Raw genomic sequence first — 21,106 nt, 5'->3', positions numbered from 1 at the left:
GGGCGGGCCCGGGGGGGCGGTACCGGTTCTCGATGTGCGTGTTACGGAGCGACCGTGTGCGGGTCGTCCAGCGAGCCGGCGTGCGCGTAGCCCACGTAGGGGAACGAGGACTCGAACGGCACGTCGTTCTGGTCGACGGCATCGCCCAGGTCGTTCGGGCTGCCGATCAGCTCGCCCTCGACCACCTGCAGCGAGATGTCGATGATGTCGTCGTCCAACCGACGACCGTTCGGGAATCCCGCGGTGTCGCCGCCGATGACCCCGAGCGTGCTGCAGCCCGAGCCACACGGATCGATCGACATGTTCAGCCGCAGCATCTCGCTCGCGGTGACGCCGGAGGGCTGGTTCAGCCCGTCGACACCGGTGAGGAACACCGAGATCAGATCCTCACGCTGCACCCCGGGCGTTCCCGGATCCGAGTCCGGGATGTCGAGGCCGTACACGGCGTTCAACAGACGGGGCAGCTCCGGGTCGTTCACGTAGCTGAGGAACTGGCCGTCACCGCTCGGCTTGGACGCGTTGAAGCGATCCTTGAGCTTCACGGGGATCACGACCTCGTTCACCAGTGGCATCCCGAGACGGGAGACCTGAACGACCTCGCCGTTGCGGACCTGCGACCCGTTCGGCTTGTTGACCGTCATGCTCCTGCGCGACACGGTGCTCCAGATCCCGACGATCGGGTTCGCATCGGCATCGCCACCGCGTGCGATCCGGCCCTTCGGGACCTGCAGCGCGGCGGTCTGCACGTTGAAGCCCGCCAGCGTGTCGTCACCGACCTCGCTGAGATCGCCGCCGTACAACAGGTCGAACACGCGAAGGTCGAGAAAGAACGGGTCGTCGGACTGCCCGGCCCAGCTCTTGCTCCCTCCGAACGCGGTGGTCCCGTCGTCGGACAGCGACTCGAAATCGGGCATCGTCGCTTCGCCGACGTTGCTCGGCACGACGATCGCATCGTCGACCATGGTCTTCGGCGAGCTGCCCGGGACGAGCCGCCTCAGATCGTAGGTCTGGTACTGCAACAGGTTCTCGTCATCCAGCGTGGTGACGGGCCCGTTCGCGTACAGGAACGAGTTCCCCCCACCGCGACGGTGATCGGTGAACTTCCAGCGGTAGGTGACTTCCGCCTTCGCGTCGCCGTCGTTGTCGATGTGGATGTCGTAGTTCGTGCCCTCGGCGAACGAGTAGAAGTTCGGCCCACCAGCCGGCTCCTCGAACGGCAGCCACGACGCGATCAGCGTGACCTTCGTGTCGTCGTCGGGACTGACGAACGCGTACACGTCCGTCGTGTCGGCCTGTGGATCGGCCGAGATCAACGGCGCCTCTCGGTGACTCGACGCGACGCCGGCGGTCGGTGCCAGTCCTGCGAGCAGGCCGGCTCCCACCGTCATCGTCGCGGCGGCCGCGAGCGCGCGTTTCTTCAGGCTCCAGCGCACAGCGAACCCTCCTTCGGGTTGGCGGGTGGACGTCGCACGCGGGTGCGTGCAGCGGTGCAGCGAAGGACCGCGGGGGAACCCGACACGTCCCGCCGCCCGTGCGGCGGGACCACGTTCACCCCAGTCGTCGGTGCTCCTCGGCCTAGGTCCGAGGCGGTCCGGGGGTGGTTCGCACGCCCCGGCGCATCGGATCACTCGTTCGCAGGAAGCCCCAGAACATCACGCCCACCCCCAGCATGTTCATGAGGGAGAACCCGGCGAGGTTGCCCGTGGCCGCGAACGCCGACCCGGCCGCGACGATCGTCGCGCCGATCGCGATCGCGAGCGTGCCGACGAACCGCGGTCGCAGGAGCGGATCGCCTCGCATCGACCAGGCCGACCAGAGCGTGCCCGCGAGCAGGACACCGAACCCCACGTAGCTGCACAGACGGGCGAGCACGAGCACGCCGCCGTCGGCGGCGAACACGTCCACCCCGCGCGGTAGATCCACCTCGAGGGCGCTCTCGTCGGGGACCGCCACGCGCAACCGGTTGATCGCATAGGCGGTCACGAACACGAGGACCAGGAACGAGCCGGTCCGCAACCACTCACGGCGCACGAGCAGGAACGCCTCGCCCGCGGCCAGGTACGGGACGGTGAGCACGGCGCCGAAGAGCCAGAAGACTCGGTAGGCGTCAGCGGTCCATCCGCTCACGGCGCCGATCGTCAGCGCCAGCGAGGCCGCCGCGTACAGCAGCAGCGCGACCGCCCACAGCGCCTGGTACGGCCGGCGACGACGGACGAACTGCCGCGCGAGCAGCAGGGCGAACACGAGGGAGACGACGGTGCCCAGCAACGGGAACACCCACATAGCGCAGCAGCATAGTGGGCTCGGGTCCTCACGCCGGACGTCGCTGCTAGCCTGTCGCCCGTGCGACGCGGAACGTTGATCACGCTCATCGTGCTGTTCGTCATCCTCACCGGCGCCGCGATCTATCAGATCGCACTCGCGTCGCAGGATCGCACCCCGCTGCCGGGACCTCGAGAGGCCGGGGACCTACCGACGCTCACCGCGACACCGTCCGCCTCGCCCTAGCCGGGCGCGTCAGGTGGGCAACGACGCGTGCTGCTGGAGCCACAGCACGATCTGTCGCTCGACCTCGGCCCCACGCGCGCTCTCGAGGAGTTCGGTGCCCTGTCCGTCGGAAGGAACGATCTCGACGCGCTTGGGCGGTGTGGCGATCCCGTACAACTCCTGTGCCGCCTCACCCGCGGCCTCGTCCCCCGTTCCCGCGATCAGCAGCTTCGCGGTCTGGGTCTGGAGCATCGCATCCTCCACGACGAGATCGCCCGACTGCGGCGGGGCGGAGAGCGTCACGATCGCGGGAACGTCCGCGCCGGACTCGAGAGTCGATGCGGCGATCAGGGCGGCCGTGCCACCGATGCCGGCGCCCACCACCGAGACCTCCGACGCTCCCTCGTCACGGAGGAACGCGATCGCCGCGAGCAGGTCCGTGGGTGCGGACGCCGGGTCCTGCGTTCCGGCGGAACACCCTCCGTCGCCGCCCGGGCAGACCCCGCGGAGGTCGAACGTGAGCACGAGGGCGCCCTCGTCGGCCAGGGTCTCGGCGAGGTCGAACCAGGCCCGCTGGTCCCCGGGCAGCGTGTGCACGAGCACGACCCCCGGGCGCGGCACCGTCCCCGGCGCGCCGAAGATCCGGCCCTCGAGCCGAACGGTCCGCGCCGCGTCATCCCCCGAGGCCTCGGGAGCCCGGAAACCGACCACGCGCGACCCCGAGAGATCGGGAACGGGGTTGTCCGACCCCCCGCAGCCTGCGCCCGAGATCAGACAGAGGGCGAGGACTGTGAACGCCGAGGCGACGGCGCGAGGAGCCACGAGTGTCTCGCTACTTGCCGAGCTGACGCCGCTGCCAGCGGGTCTTCTTCAGGAGCTTCTTGTGCTTCTTCTTCCGCATCTTCTTGCGGCGTTTCTTGACGAGCGACGGCACACTGATCCCTTCATTCGGTTCCGAACAGGTTCCGGAGGTCGACGCGCCTCGCGCGGTAGTTGTCCTCCAGGCGAACGGACCCCAGTCTAAGGGCCTTGGGAGCGTCTGCCACGGGCGAGATCAGCCGGAGCCCTCCGTCTTCGGGCACGTGCTCGAGGTAGCCGATCCCCAGGTAGGAGCCGGCACCGTCCGAGCATCCGACCAGCAGGCGGTCGAGCTGGGCCAGATCGAACAGGGGCGGGAGCGCGGGCAGGAACACCGTGGGCTTGACCCGGAATCGATGCAGCTCACCGGAGAAGTAGCGGCGCATCGCGGCCTCGCGGTGCTCGGACCGCTGCTCGACCGACGTGGGCACGACCCCCGGATGGATCCCCAACGCCACGACCTCGGTCGCGAAGAAGCGCTGAGCGATCCCGAGCAGGGGTCCGAGCTCCTCGCCGCGCTGGAGTCCCACTACGAGGTCGGGCTGGAGCATCTCCATCTTGTGGTACTTGAGCAACTGCCCGTGGATACCCGAGACGAGCCCGCTCGTGTCGACGGCCACGAAGTCGACGCCCGCCTCGCGGGCGGTCTGCAGCAGGCGGGCGCTCCCGGTGACCAGCGGGAGCACGTGCCCCTGCGGAGAGATCGACCCGCCGAACGCGAGCGCGTCCGCCTCCCCCAGACGGCCCGAGACGAGATCGTCGCGCGAGCGCACGTACTTCAGCCCCACGGTCGCGGGAGGTCCGACCGAAGACTGGCCCAGGTCCGCGTCGAGGTAGGCGCATGTGCGGCCGGCGTCGAGTGCGGCGGCCAGCAGCGCACGGGCCAGCGTGCTCTTGCCCGAATCGAGCCCGCCGAGGAACATCACGGTCCGGTGCTCCCGGACTGCGCTCGTCACCACTGCCTCGTACGCGTTCACCGGCGCATCCTATCGGGGTGGGTTGCCGCGGCCCGGACACCGGTGGTGCGGGGGGCGAGGACGGCGGCGCGTCAGCCCAGCCGGGCGGCGATCGACTGGTAGCAGGGCCAGTAGGCGTCCGAGGCGACGTTGTCGTCCATCACGATCACGTGCTCGGTTCGGCCGAGGGCCCGGGCCACGATCAGCGCGGGATCGTTCACGTCAGCGACCGAAACCGCATCGATGCCGGCCTCGATCGCGGCTCCTGCGAATCCGTGGTCGGCTACGACGAGATCCGGACGGATGTCCTCGAGCATGCGGCGCATCGGCTCGCCGCTGTGCGTGTGCTTCGGGGTGACCTCGTCGGTGAGGATCGCGACCCCGGACAGGTAGCGCAGCTGCCATCGGTGCGCGCGATCCCCCTCCTGCCACGTGGAACCGTCGGCCGGCTGCAGGATCTTGACGCCCCTTCCCGCGAGATCCCGAGCGAGCTCCGCGTACAGATGGATCAGCCCCACCGGATGACCAGTCGCGAACACGACCATCTCGCCCCGCTCGGCCGCTCGCCCGAGCCGCCCGGCGGCCGCGTCGCACGCCGCCAGCACCGCCTCGGCGTCGACCTCGACCGGGCCCGTTCGCCCGTCCGGGTCCGGCATGACCCCCGCGAGCTCGCCGACGAGTTCCAGGATCCGCCTGTCCTCGATCGCTCCGGGGAGTCCGGTCATCCCGAACTGCTTGTCGGGGTCTCCCGCGTTCAGCAACCCGATGTTGCCGAGGACGTTGTCGAGCGGATGGCTCACCGGGCCGACCACCCTGCCGTCGACGAGCCCGGCCGCGAGCTCCGCGCGCGGGTAGGGTCGGGGGTTCCAACGATCGTCGATCGAGGGAAGGCCGCGTGCGTGTTCCTCGACGATGTCCACACCACCATCGTAACGAGCGAACGGAGGAACAACGCTGTGGAGCTGAACGGAGCGATCGCGGTCGTCACCGGGGCGTCCGCGGGGATCGGCGAGGCGACGGCGATCGCCCTGGCTCGGCGTGGAGCGACCGTCGTGCTGGCTGCTCGGCGCTCCGAACGGCTCGACGATCTCGCGGCCCGTATCGAGGCTCGTGGCGGGCGTGCGTTGGCGCTGCGATGCGACGTGACGGACCTCAGCGACGTACGGTCGCTGGCGGCCGCCGTGGAGGAGGCGTTCGGACGCTGCGACGTGCTGGTCAACAACGCGGGCATCCCGGGCGAGGGAACCTTCACGGATCTCGACTTCGACGCGATCGAGCGCGTCGTCCGCGTGAACGAGCTGGGCCTGTTCTGGACGACGAAGGCCTTTCTGCCGATGATGCTCCGCGCCGGCAGGGGCCACGTCGTGAACGTCGCGTCCCTCGCCGGCCGGTTCGCGGTGCCCGGCTCGAGCGTGTACTCGGCCACCAAGCACGCGGTCGTCGCGTTCTCCGAAGCGCTCCACTACGAACTCGCTCCCCGTGGAGTGCTCGTGACCACCGTCAATCCCGGACCCGTGCCGACCGAGGGGTTCCCGCAGACCGGGAGACCCCGACAGGTGGTGACACCGGTGACCGAGGTCGCCGACCTGATCGTCGACGTCGCGCGCCGGGGGCGGGCGCCGGAGGTCTCGATCCCGCGCTGGGTCGCTTCCCTGCAGCTGTTCCGCGTGCTCACGCCCCGTCTGTACCGCTGGGGCGTGCGTACGGTGACCGCACGGCGGTTCCGGCCGAGGGCGCCCTGATGCAGGGTTTGGCAGGATAGTCGGGTGCGTTGGAAGAACGCGACGCCGGGCACCGCCACGCCGGAGACGCTCCCCTCGCCCGTCGAGACCGATCGGCCGGCGGGCGACGAGGACATCGAGGCCGACGTTCCGTGGATCGTGCTCGTGTGGAACGACCCGGTGAACCTCATGGTCTACGTCACGTGGGTGCTCCAGAAGTTGTTCGGCTATCCGCGCGCGAAGGCGGAGGAGCTGATGCTCGACGTGCACACGAAAGGGAAGGCCGTCGTGTCGAGCGGCGCGCGGCACGAGGCCGAACGGGACGTCGCGCGCCTGCACGCCTACGGCCTGTGGGCGACGATGCAGAAGGATCGCTGAGGTGCGCGGCCCGTTCCGGCGGACCCGCGACGGCAAATACAAGGTGGTCCTCGGCGAGCGCGAGCGGACGTCGCTCGCGACGCTTCCCGATCAGCTCCGCGGCATCCTGTCCGATCCGGGCGACGCCGCTCTGGCACGGCTGTTCCCTTCGGCGGTTCCCGACGATCTGATCGCCGACGCCGAGTTCACGATGCGAACCCAGGGCGATCTCACCGACGCGCGGCTAGCCGACATCGACACGTTCGAACGAACGATCGCATCCGAGCGCCTGACCGAGGACGAGCTGGCGGCGTGGATGCGGGTGCTCAATGACGTTCGGCTGGTCCTCGGGGTGCGTCTGGAGATCTCCGAGGATGACGAGCTGCCGATCGACGAGGACGATCCGCGCGGGCCGAGCCTCGAGCTGTACCGATTCCTGACCTGGCTCGTCGGTGCCGCGGTCGAGGAACTGCCCGTCTAGACGGGGTCCTCGCCGACCTCGTGCACCTTCAGCATGTTGGTCGTCGTCCGCCCGGCCGGCATCGAACCCACCATCACGACGTGCCCGCCGCGCTCGCAGATCCCGGTTGCCCGCAGCTCGGCGTCCATCGCCGCGATCATGCGGTCGGTGTCCTCGGGAACGTCGATCGAGCGGGTGACGACCCCCCAGCGCAGGGCGAGCGCCCGGCGGATGCCGCGGTCGGGAACGAAGGCCACGATCGGCACGCTGGGGCGCTCCGCAGCGAGGAGCCCGGCGGTGCGACCCGTTGACGTGTAGCAGGCGATCGCGGTCACGCCCGTCAGCTGTGCGGCGAGCCGCGATGCGGCGGCGGCCACCCCATGCGCTTCGTCGTCGCGCGGCACCACTGCGGGCGCGGTTCCGAGGAACGCGCTCGCCTCGGCGACCTCCGCGATCCGGGCGGCGGCGCCTGCGGCCTCGACCGGGTGCTCGCCGATCGCGGTCTCGCCCGAGAGCATGATCGCGTCGGCACCCTCGAACACCGCGTTCGCGACGTCAGTCGCCTCCGCGCGCGTCGGGCGCGGCGCGTGGAGCATCGACTCGAGCATCTGGGTCGCGACGATCGCCGGTCTGCCGGCCTCGCGGGCCGCGCGAAGCAGACGCTTCTGGAGCACGGGGATCTCCTCGATCGGCAGCTCCACGCCCAGGTCGCCGCGCGCGACCATGATCGCGTCGGCCTCCTCGAGGATCTCGGCCGCGGCCTCGATCGCCGGGCGGGTCTCGATCTTCGCCACGATCGGCACCTCTCGGTGGCCCATGAGCGCCCGGAGTGCGTCCACGTCGTCGGCACTGCGCACGAAGGATTGCGCGATCAGGTCCACACCGAGATCGAGCGCGCGCGACAGCCCCTCCCGGTCACGGTCGGTGATCGCGGGAAGGCCGAGTCGTTCGGCGGGAACGTTCACGCCGGCACCCGACCGGATCCGCCCACCCCGCACGACCTCGCAGCGAACCACCGGCCCCTCGATCGCCCGCACGATGAGTTCCACCGCTCCGTCGGCCAGCAGCACCCGGTCTCCGGCCCGCAGGTCCCCGGCGATCCCCCGGTAGGTCGTCGCGACGCGCTGGGCGTCGCCGACGGTGACCTCCGGGTCCAGCACGAGCGGCTGTTCCGCAAGGAGTTCCAGCGGTTCTCGTGCGAGCCGGCCGAGGCGGATCTTCGGACCCGGGAGATCGACGAGCACGGCCAGATCGGTCTCGTACTCGTCGTCAACGGCGCGCACCGCCTCGACGAGTGCCGCGTGGGTCGCGGCGTCGCCGTGGGAGAAGTTGATCCGGAACACGTCTGCCCCGGCGCGGACGAGCGCCCGCACACCCTCGACACCCGAGGACGCCGGACCGAGCGTGCACACGAGCTTGCATCGGCGCTCCCGCAGATCCACGGGCCGCACCCTACCCGAGCCGCATCCCGCCGGGGTCGGAACCCTCGTGGGAGCCGGACAGGAACGCCCGGCGAACGTCCTCGACCACCTCGGCCGCGGCCGCCGCGGCCACCGGATCGGACTCCAGCTCCGGCTCGGACAACGTTCCCGGAACCCCGGCCCCCAGCTGCCGTCCGGCCCCCTGCACCCACGACGCCGGGAGGGTGTCGTCGAGCTCGACCCCCGCCATCTCGGCGAACGCGATCGTCCACGCGCGCGGAACGACACGCGCCCACTGGTAGCCACCCCCACCGGTCGCCACCCACCGCCCTCCGGCGCACTCATGTGCGAGCGCGTGCAGCGCAGCCGCCGTCCGGCGATAGGTGGCCGTCGTCAGGAGCAGGTGCGCCAGCGGGTCGCTCGCGTGCGTGTCGCATCCGAGCTGGGTCACGAGCACCTCCGGGTCGAAGGCGCGGACCAGCGGCGGGACGATCGTCGCGAACGCCGCCTGCCACGCATCGTCGCCCGTCGCGGGCGGCAGCGGCACGTTCACCTTCGTTCCCACGGCCGCGCCCCGGCCGGCGTCTTCGACGAACCCCGTCCCGGGGAACAGGAACCGCCCCGACTCGTGCAGCGAGATCGTGTGCACGCGCGGATCGTCGTCGAAGATCGCCTGCGGCCCGTCACCGTGGTGGACGTCGACATCGACGTAGGCCACGCGCTCCACGCCGTCGGCCAGCAGCCATGCGATCGCGATCGCGGGATCGTCGTACACGCAGAACCCCGACGCGCGCTCGGGCATCGCATGGTGCAGGCCGCCCGCGGCGTTGAAGGCGTGCGCGACCTCGCCGCGACGAACCGCACGCGCCGCGGTCACCGAGGCGCCGGCCACGATCGCTCCCGCCTCGTGCATCCGCGGGAAGATCGGGTTGTCACCCGGTCCGTACCCGAACCGCGCCCACGGACCCGGTTCCCCCCCGCCCGCGCGGCGGGTCGCATCGAGGAACGCCTCCGTATGCACCCGCAGCAGATCCTCGTCGGTCGCGGGGGCGCACCGGAGGGTCTCGACGCCGTCGGCCGCCGAGAGCCCGTACGCATCGATCAGGTCCCAGGTGAGCAGCACGCGCTCCGGGCGGAGCGGGTGCTGGGGTCCGAGATCGTAGAGCCCGGCCTCGTCGCAGCGGACGAGGCCGGCGGAGCCGGTCACGCGACCGCGCGCACCGCGTCGACCGTGCGCTCCACGAGCGTCGCCGCCTCCGCGTCGGTCAGACAGAAGGGGGGGCCGAGCATCACGAGATCGCCGTCGGTCCCGTCGACGTGCCCGGTACTCGAGTACACGAGCAGCGCGCGCTCCCGGGCGGCGGCCACGACCCGCTCGGTCCGGCGCTGCGCTCGTGGGAACGGCGCCTTCGTCTCGCGATCGCGCACGAGCTCGATGCCGACCATCAGTCCGAGACCTCGCACCTGTCCGACGGACGGCTCGTCGGCGAGGGCGGCGTCGAGATCGCGCCGGACCCGCTCCCCGAGCTCGGCCGACCGATCGAGTAGCCCGGCCCGCAGACGGGCGATCACCGCGCTGCCCACCGCCGCACCGAGCCCGTTATGCGACCACGTGAACCCGTGGACGAAGGGTCCGGCATCGGTGACGGTCGCGAACACCTCACCGCTCGCGGCCGCGAAGCCGAACGGCACGTATCCGCTCGTCGAGCCCTTCCCCGCCGTGAGCACGTCCGGGCGCACGCCCCAGTGCTCGATCCCGAACCACCGTCCCGTGCGGCCGAACCCCGTCATCACCTCGTCGGCGATCAACAGCGCGCCGTGATCCCGGCATACCTGGGCGACCGCGGGCCAGTAGTCCTCGTCCGGAACGGCCGCCCCCAGCGTCGCCCCCGCCACCGGCTCGGCGATGAACGCAGCGACCCGGCCCGGGCCCACCTCGGCGATCGCCGCCTCCAGCTTGGCCGCATGCTCGGCCCCGGTCATCGGGTTGCGGTACGGATAGGCGGCCGGAACGTGCACCGCGCGGCCGAGCCACGGGTCGTACGGGCGCCGCAGAGGGAGCTTGCCCGAGGCATCGAGCGCTCCGAGGGTGTTGCCGTGATAGCTCGTCTCTCTCGCGAGCACCACCGATCGGTCCGGCTCCCCCCGCGCGAGGTGGTAGGCCCGCGCGATCTTCAACGCGGTCTCGACCGCCTCGCTTCCTCCTGAGACCGGATAGATCCGCGCGTCGTCGATCGGCAGGAGACCGGCGACCTCGTCGGCGTAGCGCTCCACCGCTTCGGTCGTGAACATCGATCCATGCACGTACTGCACCGTGTCGGTCTGGGCCCGCATCGCGTCGAGCAACGCCCGGTCCCCGTGGCCGACGTTGACGACGATCGCGCCGCCCGAACCGTCCATGTAGCGGGTCCCGTCGGCCGTCTCGATCCACGCTCCCTGCGCGCCGACCGCGACCGGCAGCTCCCGATCGAGGACGCGCCGCCAGAGGTGGGTCGGCGATCGCGTCACGGACCTTCCTCGTCCTGATCGTAGAAGGCGGGGGTGGTCCTGCGCTCGGCCTCGCCCGTGCGCCGCAGCTTGCGGCGCGCCGGGGTGGAGGGCGCGTCCGAGGGGGTGGGCCTGCGTGCCGCCTGCTCGCCCTCGGGAGCCTCCGCCTGTTCCTCGCCGGTCCCGAACACCTCCTCCCACTGCTTGACCTGGGCCTTGCGGTTCTCCCGCAGACGCGCGACCCAGTCGGGCTCGGACTCGTCGAGGAACGGGTCCGGCTCGCCCTCGGGCGGCCGGCGGCGCTGCTCGGGCGGACGACGCTCGGGCATGGCGCACACCCTAGTGCAGACCCTCCGCCGCGGTCACTTCGTGTACACACCGCCGGGATCGAGCTCGTCGCGGATCAACCGCAACTCCTCGTCCGTCGGCGGCGGCGTCTCGTCGAGGGTCTCGGAGAGCTTCGGCTCCCAGCCCATGTTCTCGCGGATGCGCTCGAGCGTGATGCCCGGGTGCAGGGTCAGCAGCGTCATCTCCCCGGTCGCCTCGTCGAACCCATAGGTGCCGAGGTCGGTCACCACGCTCGTCGGCCCGCTGCCCCACCAGCCACGCTGCCGATCGCGTTCCGCATCGCCCGAGTGCCCGGGAGAGGTGCGGAAGTCGAGCTCGTCCACGAACGAGCGCGTGCCCTGTCGCATGATCACGAGGATCTGCCGCGCGTGGATCGCGATCTCGCACGCCCCGCCGGACCCGGGCAGCCGCACCTTCGGCTTCGCGTAATCGCCGATCACGGTCGTGTTGAGGTTCCCGAACCGATCGATCTGGGCGCCACCGAGGAAAGCGACATCGATCAGGCCCGCCTGGAGGTAGAACGCGAACAGCTCGAACATGCTCGTGATCGCCGTCGCGCCGGTTGCCAGCGTCGGGTCCCCGATCGAGAGCGGAAGCCGCTCCGGCCGCGCGCCGAACACGCCGGACTCGTACACGAGCTGCAGATCGGGTGCGACGGTGCGCTGTGCGAGGTTGCACACGATGTTCGGCAGGCCGACCCCCACGAAGCAGTTCTCGACCCCGCCGAGCGTTCGCGACGAGGCCGCGATCATCAGCTCGGAGCTGCTCCACCCCGGCTGCGCGCGGTTCACGAGTACCTCCCGTAGTCGACCTCGCCCGACGGAGCGGGCTCGGGACGCAGACCGTCCCAGTACGCGTCGCCGAACTTCTCGACGTACTCGGCGTGGCTCGACAGGTCGTAGACCCACTCGCGCAGCCATGCCTCGAGCGTGTCGGGATCGCGCGCGATCGCATCCCAGTCGAGGTAGAAGCGATTGTCGCGGTCGTAGTAGCCCTGCGCGAAGCTCGGGTGACAGGCGAAGGGCTCGACGACGACGGCGTCGACGACCGCGCCGGGGATCAACGTGCGGTTGGGGTCGCGCCGGATCGTGGCCTCGTCGACGAGTTCCTCGACGACCACGATCACGCGCTCGGCGGCGAAGGCCGCTTCCTTCTGGCAGCCGAGCAGACCCCAGATCTGCGCGTTCCCCTCGGCGTCGGCACGCTGAGCGTGCACGATCGACACGTCCGGCTTCAGCGGCGGAACGACGTAGACCTCCGTGCCGTCCTCGTACGGGCTCGTGATCGGGCGGATCCGAGGGTTCACCTTCGGGATGTCGCTCTCGTAGTACGAACGCAGCGGGAAGAACGGGAGGTTCGACGCGCCGGCCATGTAGCGGCACACCATGCCGAAGTGCGAGTATTCCTCGACCTCGAGTGGTGCCGGGTCGTCGTGCTCGACCCGGCGACGAACCGCGTGCAGCGATCCGACCCCCGGGTTGCCGAGCCAGCTGAAGATCAGCTTCGAGGCGACGCCGGCGCCGATCATCTGGTCGTAGATCACGTCCGGGGTCATCCGCGCGAGCGTCAGGTCTCGGCGTCGCTGACGGATGATCTCGTGTCCCGCGGCGAAGCAGATCAGGTGCGTGAAGCCCTCGATCGCGACCGTGTCGCCGTCGCGGACCAGTCCGGCGACCGCGTCGCGCATCGACGCGAGCTTCGACTCAGGCACCGGCCCCTCCCCCCACCGCGTTCGGACGTGGCAGCGAGGCTACCCGAGGACCTCGGCGACGGCCTCCTCGAACACGCCGAGAGCGGCACGAGCCTGGTCCTCGCGGAACACCAGCGGCGGGGAGATCCGGATCGCGTCGTCCCCGCAGGTCAGCATCAGCAGGCCCCGCCGGAACGCGGCGTGCTCGACGGCCGCCGCCTGCTCGTGGTCGACGAACTGCAACCCGATCCACAGGGCGGTGCCCCGCACCTCGACGATCCCGGGATGGCGAGAGGCGATGTCCCGGCACCCCTGGAGGAACACCTCACCGACCGTCGAGGCGTTCTCCAGCAGGTTCTCCTCCTCGAGGACGTCGAGGGTCGCGAGCGCTGCCGCGCACGAGACCGGCGAGCCTCCGTAGGTCGACCCGTGGGCCCCGAGCTCCCAGACCATGAGGTCCTCGCGGGCGATCATCGCCCCGAGCGGCAGTCCGCTCGCGATCCCCTTGCCGGCCACGACGACGTCCGGCCGCACGCCGGCATGCTCGACCGCCCACATCTTCCCGGTACGACCCATGCCCGATTGCACCTCGTCGCAGATCAGCAGGATCCCGTGCCGGTCACACAACTCGCGCAGATAGGCGAACCATCCGTCGGGCGGCACGATGTAGCCGCCCTCACCGAGCATCGACTCCACGACGATCGCCGCGACCTCGGTCGGCGACACGAGCCGCTTGAACACGACCTCCTCGAGGTAGTCGAAGTCCCCGTAGAACGCGTGATAGACGCTCGGCAGCATGGGACCGAAGTTCGTCCGATACAGCGCCTTCGAGGCCGTCAGCGTGACCGAGCCCATCGAACGGCCGTGGAACGACTGGAAGAAGCCGATCAGGTACTGCCGTCCGGTCGCGTAGCGCGCGAGCTTGATCGAAGCCTCGACGGCCTCGGTGCCCGAGTTCGTCAGGAAGCTGCGGGCCGGCTTGTCGAACGGTGCGATCGCGTCGAGGCGCTCGCACACGTCCGAATAGATCGGCAGGTAGAAGTCCGACGCCGAGTAGTGCAGCAGCTCGGAGGCCTGCCGCTGCACGGCCTCGGTCACCCGCGGGTGGCAGTGCCCCGTGGAGGTCACCGCGATCCCCGCGTTCAGGTCGAGGAACAGGTTCCCGTCGACGTCTTCGACGACCGACCCCGCGCCCCGACGGGGGACGAACGGATACGCACGCGGCAGCGAGGGAGAGGTGACCTTCCGGTCGCGCTCGATCCGCGCCATCGCCTCGGGGCCCGGGACCTCGGTCACGAGCTTCGGGGTGGTGACGGCGGACAAGCCGTCGTAGGTCAGTTCGCTCTGCTGCACGCTCACGACTCCCGTTCCTTCCCTCGCTAGTCCTCGATCACCGTGCGGGACTGTTCCCGCATGTACTGGGTGACGTAGTAGGGACCACCGCCGGCCTTGCCCGTCGTGCCCGAGCCCTTCCAGCCGCCGAAGGGCTGAACACCCGGCCACGCGCCCGTGGTGGAGCCCGCCCGGCGGTTCACGTAGATCACACCGGCCTGGATCCGATCGAGCCACTCCTGCTGTTCGGCTTCGTCCTCGCTGAAGAACCCGGCCGTCAGGCCGTACTCGGTGTCGTTGGCCAGGTCGATCGCCTCGTCGAGCTCCTCGAACGGGGCGACGGTCACGAACGGCACGAACAGCTCGGTGTTCCAGAGCCAGGAATCGAGCGGCACCGTCGCGACCGTCGGCTTCACGAACGTGCCGCGGCCCAGATCGCCCTCGGTGATCCGCTCGCCGCCGGTGACGATCTCGCCGTTCTTGCGCGCCTCGTCCGAGGCCTTCTCGTAGGTCTGGACCGCCGCGTCATTGATCACCGGGCCGAGGAAGACGCCCCGGTCGAGCGGGTTGCCGACCTCGATCTGCTCGGTCTTGGAGCTGAGCAGCGAGACGAACTCGTCGTGGACCTCGCGCTCGACGTAGACGCGCGAACACGCGGAACACTTCTGCCCGCCGAACCCGAACGCGGACCGCATCACTCCGTCGGTGGCCGCGTCGAGGTCGGCGTTCTTCGTGACGATCGTCGGGTTCTTGCCACCCATCTCGCAGATCGCGGGCTTCGGGTAGTCCGAGGCGAACGTCTTGTAGATGCCCATCCCGACCTCGTACGAGCCGGTGAAGGTGATCCCCTGGACGTCCTTGTGGTGCACGATCGCGTCGCCGACGATCGATCCGCGACCCGGGAGGTAGTGGAACGCGCCCGGTGGCACGCCCGCGTCCCGATAGATCTCGTAGAGCTTCCATCCGAGCAGCGCACCCTGGTTCGCCGGCTTGAACACGACGGTGTTCCCGGCGACGAGCGCCCCCGACGACGGACCGCCCGACAGGGCCATCGGGAAGTTGAACGGGCTGATCACGGCCCACACCCCGTAGGGACGGAGCACGTCGTAGTACTCCCCCCCCGCACCCATCGATTGCATCGGGACCTTGAAGCCTTCGTGATCCTCCATCTCCTTGGCGTTCCACCGGATCAGGTCGGCGGTTTCCTCGACATCGCCGAGGGCCTCGAGGCGGTTCTTTCCGACCTCCATCGCCATCAGCGCCGAGAGCAGGTTGCGTCGCTCGGTGATCAGGTCGGCCGCCGCGCGCATGATCTCCACGCGCTTGCGCCACCCCATCCGGTCCCACTCGAGGGCGGAGGCCTTCGCCGAGGCGATCGCGTCCTGCACGTCTTGGGTGGTCGCCATCGAGATCGTGGCGAGCTTGAGGTCGGAGTCGGTCGGAGAGTGGATGTCGTAGCTGCCCTCGCCCGGTCGCTCCTCGCCGTTGACCACGACCGGGATCGTCCTGCCGAGCTCGGCCTTGGCCTGCTCGATCCCCTCCTCGTACCCCTCGTGGAGCTGTTCGTTGTCCGCAGACATCGTGGCGTAGGTCACGCGGAACTGCTCAGCCATGGGAAAGGCCCCCTCCCAGGTACCCGAAACCGAACCTCATCAGCCTCCATGCTATCCGAGCCGAACGGATCCCCCCAAGGGAGCGCTTTGACCGCAGGACATCCGGCAGCCGGGCTCAGCCCGCGTCGCGGCGCTCGAGGTCGATCCGACCGTTCGAGCGCTTGCCCTCGTACATCGCCGCGTCGGCGCGCGCGAGCAGGGAGCGCATGTCGTCGGCCTCCAGCGGATAGATGCTCGACCCGATGCTCATCGAGGTCGTGACCTCGGTACCCGCGATCGCGAACGGTTCCTGGAGCGAGGCCCGGATCCGATCGGCCATCATCCGCGCGGTGGCCACGGCGCCGAACCGCTCGCCGTCCTCGACCGGCAGGTCGGACATCAGGACGAGGAACTCGTCGCCGCCTTGGCGTGCGATCACGTCGGTATCGCGCGTGATCGGCTCCAACCGGTCCGCGATCGCACGCAACAGCACGTCCCCGGCGTGGTGACCGAGCGTGTCGTTCACATCCTTGAACCCGTCGAGATCGCCGAACAGGACCGCGACCGCCGAGCCGGCACGGCGTGCCCGCGCGAGCGCCGCTTCGAGCATCTCCTCGAACAACGCCCGGTTGGCGAGTCCGGTCAAGGGGTCGTGGTAGGCGAGGAACGCCACCTGCGCTTCCGCTTCCTTCCGCGCGGTGACGTCGGTCAGGACTCCGTGCCAGAACACAGGCTTGCCCCCGTCGTCCAACACCAGCTGGGACTCGTCGCGCACCCACTTCCACTCGTCCCATGCGGTGCGCACCCGGTACTCCTCCATGAACGGCTCGCCGGTCTCGGTCGTCCGCGCGCTCTCGTCCCAGACCCGCTGGTAGTCGTCGGGGTGGATCACCCGCTGCCAATGTCCGCCGTCGGCGAGCCAGGTCTCCGGGGTGTAGCCGAGCATCGTCTCCACCTGCGGGCTGACGTAGACCTCGCCGTATCCGGCGGGCTCGTCCGGATCGACGTCCTCGATGTAGGTGATCGCCGGGATCGACTCGATGTGCGCGCGGTGCCGGCGTTCGGTCTCATGCAGCAAGCGAGCCTGTTCCTCTCGGTCGACGGCCGCGCCGAGCATCTGTGCGACGGCGGTGAGCGCAGCCCGCTCCCCTCCGGTCCACGGGTGCTCGTCGTCGTGGGCGAGGATCAGCGAGCCCCACCACTCATGCAGCCGATCGACGGGTACGACGAGGACCGACCCCACACCGTGGGACGCGAGGTGGGTGCGCTCGGCCTCGGGCAAGGAATCGACCACGCCGTGGATCGGCTCGCCACGTCCGAGCATCGTGGCCCAGCGAGCGTATCCGTCCTCGTACGCGTGGCGCTCCCCCCATACCTCGACGGGGCGCGCGGGCGAGGGTTCGGACCAGACCGCGCGACGGAGCATCCACACCCGGCCGTCATCGTCCTCGACGTTCTCGCATGCGCAGGCGTGCCGGGCCCCCGTGGCGTGAGCCAGCTCCTCGAGAACGTCCGGAAGTGCCTCCGCCCACGAGGGGGTGTGCGCCAGCACCCGGGCCGCGGAGGCCACGGCCATGATCACCCGGTCGCCCTCGGGCGCAGCAGGAACAGACATCAGCTTCCTGGGGTATCGACCGGCGCCCGTGGTGGCTGAAGGAGGGGGCCTCCCGGCCCGGAGAAGTCGAGATTCGGCGGGGGCCCGGGTGTACCATCGGCGTCCCCGTGAGGCTCGTGACATTCGACCGGAGGGGGCACCGGCGGCTGGGCGCGATCCTCGGAGGAGGGGTGGTCGATCTGCCTGATCTCGTCGGGCACCCGGCCTTCCCCGCCACCTTGGAAGCCCTCGTGTCGAGGAACGGCGGCACCGTCCTCGATGCGGCCCGGGAAGCCCTAGCGCGGGACGAGGCAGCACGCTTCGTCGTCCGCGACGCCACGCTGCTCCCACCCGTCTACCCCGAGTCGCTCCGCAGCGACGACGCGATGGACGGGGTCCGGGCACTCGTCGGCTCCGGCGCCGAGGTCGGCTGGCCCCGCGGGGCAGGATGGCTGGAGTACCGACCGAAGATTGCCGCGATCGTGCGCAGGTCGGTTCGCGGACTGTCCTCCGAAGAAGTCCCCGACGCGATCTTCGGCTACACGCTCGTCAGCGACTGGGCGGCGCACGATGCCACGGGTATGCCCGCCCCGGCCGCCTCACCCCTGCCCGTCGCGGTGGGACCGTGCGTCGTCACCGCCGACGAGCTCGATCCGCAGGGAACCATCCTCACGGTGCGCGTCGACGGGGAACAGCGGCTCCGCAGCAGCCTCAACGGTACGACGCACCATCTGGCAGCCGCGATCGCTCGTGCGTCGAAGATCCACGCGCTCGGTCCGGGCGAGGCGTTCGCTGCCGGCCCGTTCGGTGCCGGTCCGCACGACTACGACCGGCAGCTGTGGCCGGGCGCTCTGGTGGAACTCGAAGCGGAGGGCATCGGCACCCTCACGACGCGCTTGTCCCGCGCCGTCGCCGCGTAGCTACTTCCTCTTCGCGGCCTTCCGCTCGGCGCCGCGCTCGGCCGCCTTGCGCTTCTCGCGTTCCTTCTTCTTGCGTTCCCGATCGTGCGCCCAGCGCACCTTGCGTCGATCTCCTCGTCCCATCGTCGGGTCTCCTCGCTCGGTTGGATCGTCCGTCCGCCGGCCTGCGGCGAACGGTCAGTCGTCGTCCTCGTCGCCGCCCTGTGCCAGCTCGGCAGAGCGCTTGCTCGCTGCGTCGATCGCGTTGAGGAACGCCGCGCGCACCCCGGTCTCCTCGAGGATCCGGATCGCGGCGATCGTGGTCCCCCCGGGCGAGGTCACCATCTCGCGCAGCTCGACGGGATGCATGCCGGTGTCCCGGAGCATCTTGGCCGAACCGAGCATCGTCTGAACGATCAGTTCCGTCGCGACGTCGCGCGCGAGCCCCAGCAGGATGCAGGCCTCGATCATCGCCTCGGCCAGCAGGAAGAAATACGCGGGCCCGCTGCCGCTCGTCGCGGTGATCGCGTCCAGGTTCGACTCGGACAGCCGCACGACCTTGCCGACGTATCCGAGCAGCTCCTCCGCCTCGGCGAGGTGCTTGTCGTCGGCATGCGCTCCCGCGCACACGACGGACATCGCCTCGTCGACGAGCACCGCGACGTTCGACATCACGCGGACGACCGGGACGCCGGGGGCCAGACGTTTCTCCACGAAGCTCGTGCGGATCCCCGCGGCGAAGCTGACGACGAACTGGTCCTCGCGCACGTTCGGGGCGATCTGCCCGAGGAGATCGTCCATGTCCTGCGGCTTGACCGTCAGGACGAGGGTGTCGGCCCACTCGATCGCCGCCGGATCGGTGAGAGTGGCGTTGACCCCGTACTTGCCGGCCAGTTCCTGCGCGCGTTCCTCACGACGGGTCGTGATGATGATCTCGTCGACGCTCCGGCCACCCGAGCGGATCAGACCCGAAACCAGGGCCTCGCCCATCCTGCCGCCGCCGAGGAAAGCGACCTTGCGTCCGGTCATCTCGCTGCTCCTGTCCGAATGGTCCGCCCGGGCGGGATGCGGCCCGGTGACCATCATCTTGCCAGGTGGAACGGGGGCAGGGCACGAAGGGACGTCAGACGCGGCGAGTGAAGGATAGAAAGAACCCGAGGGACCTCTGGCTCGTGGGAGGCGAACCCCCCACCACCGTCGGCCCCTCGGGCTCCGAGTGCTCCGAGCAACCTGGCAGCGTCACGAGGACTCCGCGGTAGTCCCTTTCGTTGGGCTTTGGGGCCTTCCGAGCCTCTCCACCCGCACAGCTAGTTGGCCTTCCCAACCGTACGAGCAGGTGCGCCCAGTCGGCCTTACGGCTTTCCCAGGGGACCCCGCCGGTCCTGGACTGCTGCTCCGACTGCTCGGAGCGAGGGTGATAGTACGAGCGGCCCCCGGGGCGGTCAAGACGGCGAACGTGCAGGTCACGGTATGTATCCGCAGGTCGGGGAACCGGGAGATAGAGTGACAAGATCCCCGCCGCCGGGTCGTGTCTGCGGTGCAAACGGTTCAGGGAGACGCGGCCACCGGGCGCGGGACGAGCTCGCCGTAGACATCGAGCACCGCGCGGGCCGTCGCGTCCCACGAGAAACGCTGCGACGCTCGGAGGGCGCGATCGCCCATCACGCGCCGGGCGGGCTCGTCGGCGAGCAGCAACAGCAACCGGTCCGCGTGATCCGCGGGGTCGTGGCCCGGGACCAGGCGCCCTGTGACACCGTCGTGCACGATGTACCGGAGGCCTCCGACGGCGGCGGCGATCACGGGAGTGCCGCACGCCTGGGCCTCGAGCGCGACGAGCCCGAACGACTCGGATCTGGAGGGGACCAGCAGGGCGTCCGCAGCAGCATAGAAGTCGGCGAGCCGCGCCTGCTCCTGCGGCGGGAAGAACATCACGCGCTCCCCCACGCCGAGGGCGGTCGCCAGGTCGAGCAACCGGGCGACATCCGCGCCGTGCTCGAGACCGCCGCTCGGCCCCCCGACGACGGCGAGGACGACGTCGCGAGTCCGCTCGGGCTCACGCGCGACGGCCTCGGCGAGGGTACGGATGGCGATGTCGGGACCCTTGTGCGTCTGGAGCCGGCCGACGAACAGCACCAGCCGGAGGCGGGTCAGGTGCAACCGTTGCTTCGCCGCCTCCGCGTCACGCGGCGAGAACAGCGCGTGGTCGACGCCGGGAGGGACGACCCGGATGCCGGCCCCGTCGGCGCCGTACAGCCCGACGAGATGCGCCGCCTCGGCGGGGGTCGGCGCCAGGATCCGATCGGAGGACGCGATCACGCTCGTCTCCCCCGACAGTCGCGAGGCCGGTTCGGGCGGTTCCCCGTTCGCGAGCGAGTAGTTCTTGACCTTGCCGAGCGTGTGGAACGACGACACGAGCGGCGTCCCCCATATCTGCGCGAGGCTGCGACCCACCCACCCGGACAACCAATAATGGCTGTGCACCAGGTCGTACCGTCGTCCCTCGGTCCGAGCTCGGTCGAGCACCCCACCGAGGAACCGAGGCAGGAACCGCGGCAGGTCGTGTTTGGGGATCGGGGTCGGCGGTCCGGCATCGATCCGCACGACGCGTGCGCCCGGTGCGATCTCCTCGGAGTGCAGCTCCTCGCCGGAACGGGACCGTGTGAAGACATCGACCCCGACGCCGCGGGCGGCCAGCCGCTCGGCGACCTCCCGGATGTAGACGTTCATGCCGCCGGAGTCCCCAGTGCCCGGCTGGTCCACCGGCGACGTGTGCACGCTCAGCACCGCGACCCGCGACCGTTCCGCGATCGCCCCCGTCATCGTCATGTGGACCCCACGACACCGATGCTACTGGGAGGTCGCTGATGCGTTCGGATTCGCGAGGAGAGGATCGGTCGGCGGCGT

The 21,106-nt window shown here is 70.2% G+C and carries 23 protein-coding genes; 5 read left to right on the top strand and 18 right to left on the bottom strand.

Annotated features, from left to right (window positions below; all coding sequences use genetic code 11):
• Nucleotides 1-41 precede the first annotated feature (41 nt).
• Nucleotides 42-1,433: a DUF4331 domain-containing protein gene (locus tag WEF05_05045; protein MEX1101260.1), complete on the bottom strand. Its 1,392-nt coding sequence runs from the start codon at nt 1,431-1,433 to the stop codon at nt 42-44.
• 142 nt (nt 1,434-1,575) lie between these two features.
• Complete coding sequence (locus WEF05_05040; protein MEX1101259.1) at nt 1,576-2,283, bottom strand: hypothetical protein; 708 nt, start codon at nt 2,281-2,283, stop codon at nt 1,576-1,578.
• Nucleotides 2,284-2,343: 60 nt separating this feature from the next.
• Between WEF05_05040 and WEF05_05035 the strand changes: the two genes are divergently transcribed.
• Nucleotides 2,344-2,508, top strand: coding sequence for a hypothetical protein (locus WEF05_05035; GenBank protein MEX1101258.1), 165 nt, complete (start codon nt 2,344-2,346; stop codon nt 2,506-2,508).
• A gap of 9 nt (nt 2,509-2,517) precedes the next feature.
• Here WEF05_05035 and WEF05_05030 read toward each other — a convergent pair whose 3' ends face one another.
• The 4 genes from WEF05_05030 to WEF05_05015 all read right to left on the bottom strand — a co-directional run bounded on the left by WEF05_05030 (nt 2,518) and on the right by WEF05_05015 (nt 5,221).
• Nucleotides 2,518-3,309: an alpha/beta fold hydrolase gene (locus WEF05_05030; GenBank protein ID MEX1101257.1), complete on the bottom strand. Its 792-nt coding sequence runs from the start codon at nt 3,307-3,309 to the stop codon at nt 2,518-2,520.
• Between the two features lie 10 nt (nt 3,310-3,319).
• Entirely contained in the window at nt 3,320-3,421 is a 102-nt protein-coding gene (locus WEF05_05025; protein MEX1101256.1) for an AURKAIP1/COX24 domain-containing protein, read from the bottom strand.
• A gap of 10 nt (nt 3,422-3,431) precedes the next feature.
• A complete protein-coding gene (locus tag WEF05_05020) occupies nt 3,432-4,322 on the bottom strand; it encodes a Clp1/GlmU family protein (protein MEX1101255.1) in 891 nt (296 codons plus the stop codon).
• A 71-nt stretch (nt 4,323-4,393) separates the two neighbouring features.
• Nucleotides 4,394-5,221: a phosphatase gene (locus WEF05_05015; protein ID MEX1101254.1), complete on the bottom strand. Its 828-nt coding sequence runs from the start codon at nt 5,219-5,221 to the stop codon at nt 4,394-4,396.
• A gap of 36 nt (nt 5,222-5,257) precedes the next feature.
• Between WEF05_05015 and WEF05_05010 the strand changes: the two genes are divergently transcribed.
• The 3 genes from WEF05_05010 to WEF05_05000 are packed head-to-tail and all read left to right on the top strand — an operon-like array spanning nt 5,258 to nt 6,860.
• Nucleotides 5,258-6,043, top strand: coding sequence for an SDR family oxidoreductase (locus tag WEF05_05010; GenBank protein MEX1101253.1), 786 nt, complete (start codon nt 5,258-5,260; stop codon nt 6,041-6,043).
• Between the two features lie 24 nt (nt 6,044-6,067).
• Nucleotides 6,068-6,400 (top strand): ATP-dependent Clp protease adapter ClpS, encoded by a 333-nt coding sequence (clpS, locus tag WEF05_05005; protein ID MEX1101252.1) that lies wholly within the window; start codon nt 6,068-6,070, stop codon nt 6,398-6,400.
• Nucleotide 6,401: 1 nt separating this feature from the next.
• Nucleotides 6,402-6,860, top strand: coding sequence for a DUF2017 family protein (locus WEF05_05000; GenBank protein ID MEX1101251.1), 459 nt, complete (start codon nt 6,402-6,404; stop codon nt 6,858-6,860).
• On the opposite strand, the gene pyk is transcribed toward WEF05_05000, so the two are convergent.
• From pyk to WEF05_04955, 9 genes are all read right to left on the bottom strand, one after another.
• On the bottom strand, nt 6,857-8,281 hold the full coding sequence (gene pyk / locus WEF05_04995) for a pyruvate kinase (GenBank protein ID MEX1101250.1): 1,425 nt from the start codon (nt 8,279-8,281) through the stop codon (nt 6,857-6,859). The genes WEF05_05000 and pyk overlap by 4 nt on opposite strands.
• A gap of 10 nt (nt 8,282-8,291) precedes the next feature.
• Nucleotides 8,292-9,467 (bottom strand): acetoin utilization protein AcuC, encoded by a 1,176-nt coding sequence (locus tag WEF05_04990; protein MEX1101249.1) that lies wholly within the window; start codon nt 9,465-9,467, stop codon nt 8,292-8,294.
• The gene (locus tag WEF05_04985; GenBank protein MEX1101248.1) at nt 9,464-10,768 is read right to left on the bottom strand and encodes an aminotransferase class III-fold pyridoxal phosphate-dependent enzyme; all 1,305 of its coding nucleotides are present in this window, start codon (nt 10,766-10,768) and stop codon (nt 9,464-9,466) included. Before WEF05_04985 ends, WEF05_04990 begins: the two co-directional genes overlap by 4 nt.
• Nucleotides 10,765-11,076 (bottom strand): hypothetical protein, encoded by a 312-nt coding sequence (locus WEF05_04980; GenBank protein ID MEX1101247.1) that lies wholly within the window; start codon nt 11,074-11,076, stop codon nt 10,765-10,767. The genes WEF05_04985 and WEF05_04980 overlap by 4 nt, the downstream gene beginning before the upstream one ends.
• 33 nt (nt 11,077-11,109) lie before the next feature.
• A complete protein-coding gene (locus WEF05_04975) occupies nt 11,110-11,886 on the bottom strand; it encodes a CoA-transferase (GenBank protein MEX1101246.1) in 777 nt (258 codons plus the stop codon).
• The gene (locus WEF05_04970) at nt 11,883-12,782 is read right to left on the bottom strand and encodes a CoA-transferase (protein ID MEX1101245.1); all 900 of its coding nucleotides are present in this window, start codon (nt 12,780-12,782) and stop codon (nt 11,883-11,885) included. The genes WEF05_04975 and WEF05_04970 overlap by 4 nt, the downstream gene beginning before the upstream one ends.
• Nucleotides 12,783-12,845: 63 nt before the next feature.
• Complete coding sequence (locus WEF05_04965) at nt 12,846-14,144, bottom strand: aminotransferase class III-fold pyridoxal phosphate-dependent enzyme (GenBank protein MEX1101244.1); 1,299 nt, start codon at nt 14,142-14,144, stop codon at nt 12,846-12,848.
• 20 nt (nt 14,145-14,164) lie between these two features.
• On the bottom strand, nt 14,165-15,730 hold the full coding sequence (locus WEF05_04960) for an aldehyde dehydrogenase family protein (GenBank protein MEX1101243.1): 1,566 nt from the start codon (nt 15,728-15,730) through the stop codon (nt 14,165-14,167).
• A 115-nt stretch (nt 15,731-15,845) separates the two neighbouring features.
• On the bottom strand, nt 15,846-17,324 hold the full coding sequence (locus WEF05_04955) for a diguanylate cyclase (protein ID MEX1101242.1): 1,479 nt from the start codon (nt 17,322-17,324) through the stop codon (nt 15,846-15,848).
• Nucleotides 17,325-17,431: 107 nt separating this feature from the next.
• Here WEF05_04955 and WEF05_04950 point away from each other — a divergent pair, with 107 nt between their 5' ends.
• Nucleotides 17,432-18,223 carry a fumarylacetoacetate hydrolase family protein gene (locus WEF05_04950; protein ID MEX1101241.1) on the top strand — a complete coding sequence of 264 codons (792 nt, stop codon included), beginning with the start codon at nt 17,432-17,434 and terminating at the stop codon, nt 18,221-18,223.
• Here WEF05_04950 and WEF05_04945 read toward each other — a convergent pair whose 3' ends face one another.
• From WEF05_04945 to mshA, 3 genes are all read right to left on the bottom strand, one after another.
• Nucleotides 18,224-18,346 (bottom strand): hypothetical protein, encoded by a 123-nt coding sequence (locus tag WEF05_04945; protein MEX1101240.1) that lies wholly within the window; start codon nt 18,344-18,346, stop codon nt 18,224-18,226.
• A gap of 54 nt (nt 18,347-18,400) precedes the next feature.
• Nucleotides 18,401-19,231, bottom strand: a complete 831-nt coding sequence (gene proC / locus WEF05_04940) for a pyrroline-5-carboxylate reductase (protein MEX1101239.1) — start codon at nt 19,229-19,231, stop codon at nt 18,401-18,403.
• A 519-nt stretch (nt 19,232-19,750) separates the two neighbouring features.
• Nucleotides 19,751-21,028 carry a D-inositol-3-phosphate glycosyltransferase gene (gene mshA, locus WEF05_04935; protein ID MEX1101238.1) on the bottom strand — a complete coding sequence of 426 codons (1,278 nt, stop codon included), beginning with the start codon at nt 21,026-21,028 and terminating at the stop codon, nt 19,751-19,753.
• Nucleotides 21,029-21,106 lie beyond the last annotated feature (78 nt).

The sequence above is a fragment of the Actinomycetota bacterium genome (assembly GCA_040881665.1).
Lineage (GTDB): Bacteria > Actinomycetota > UBA4738 > UBA4738 > HRBIN12 > JBBDWR01.
Note: the sequence above shows the minus strand (reverse complement) of the source record. Positions and strands in the feature narration are given on the sequence as shown.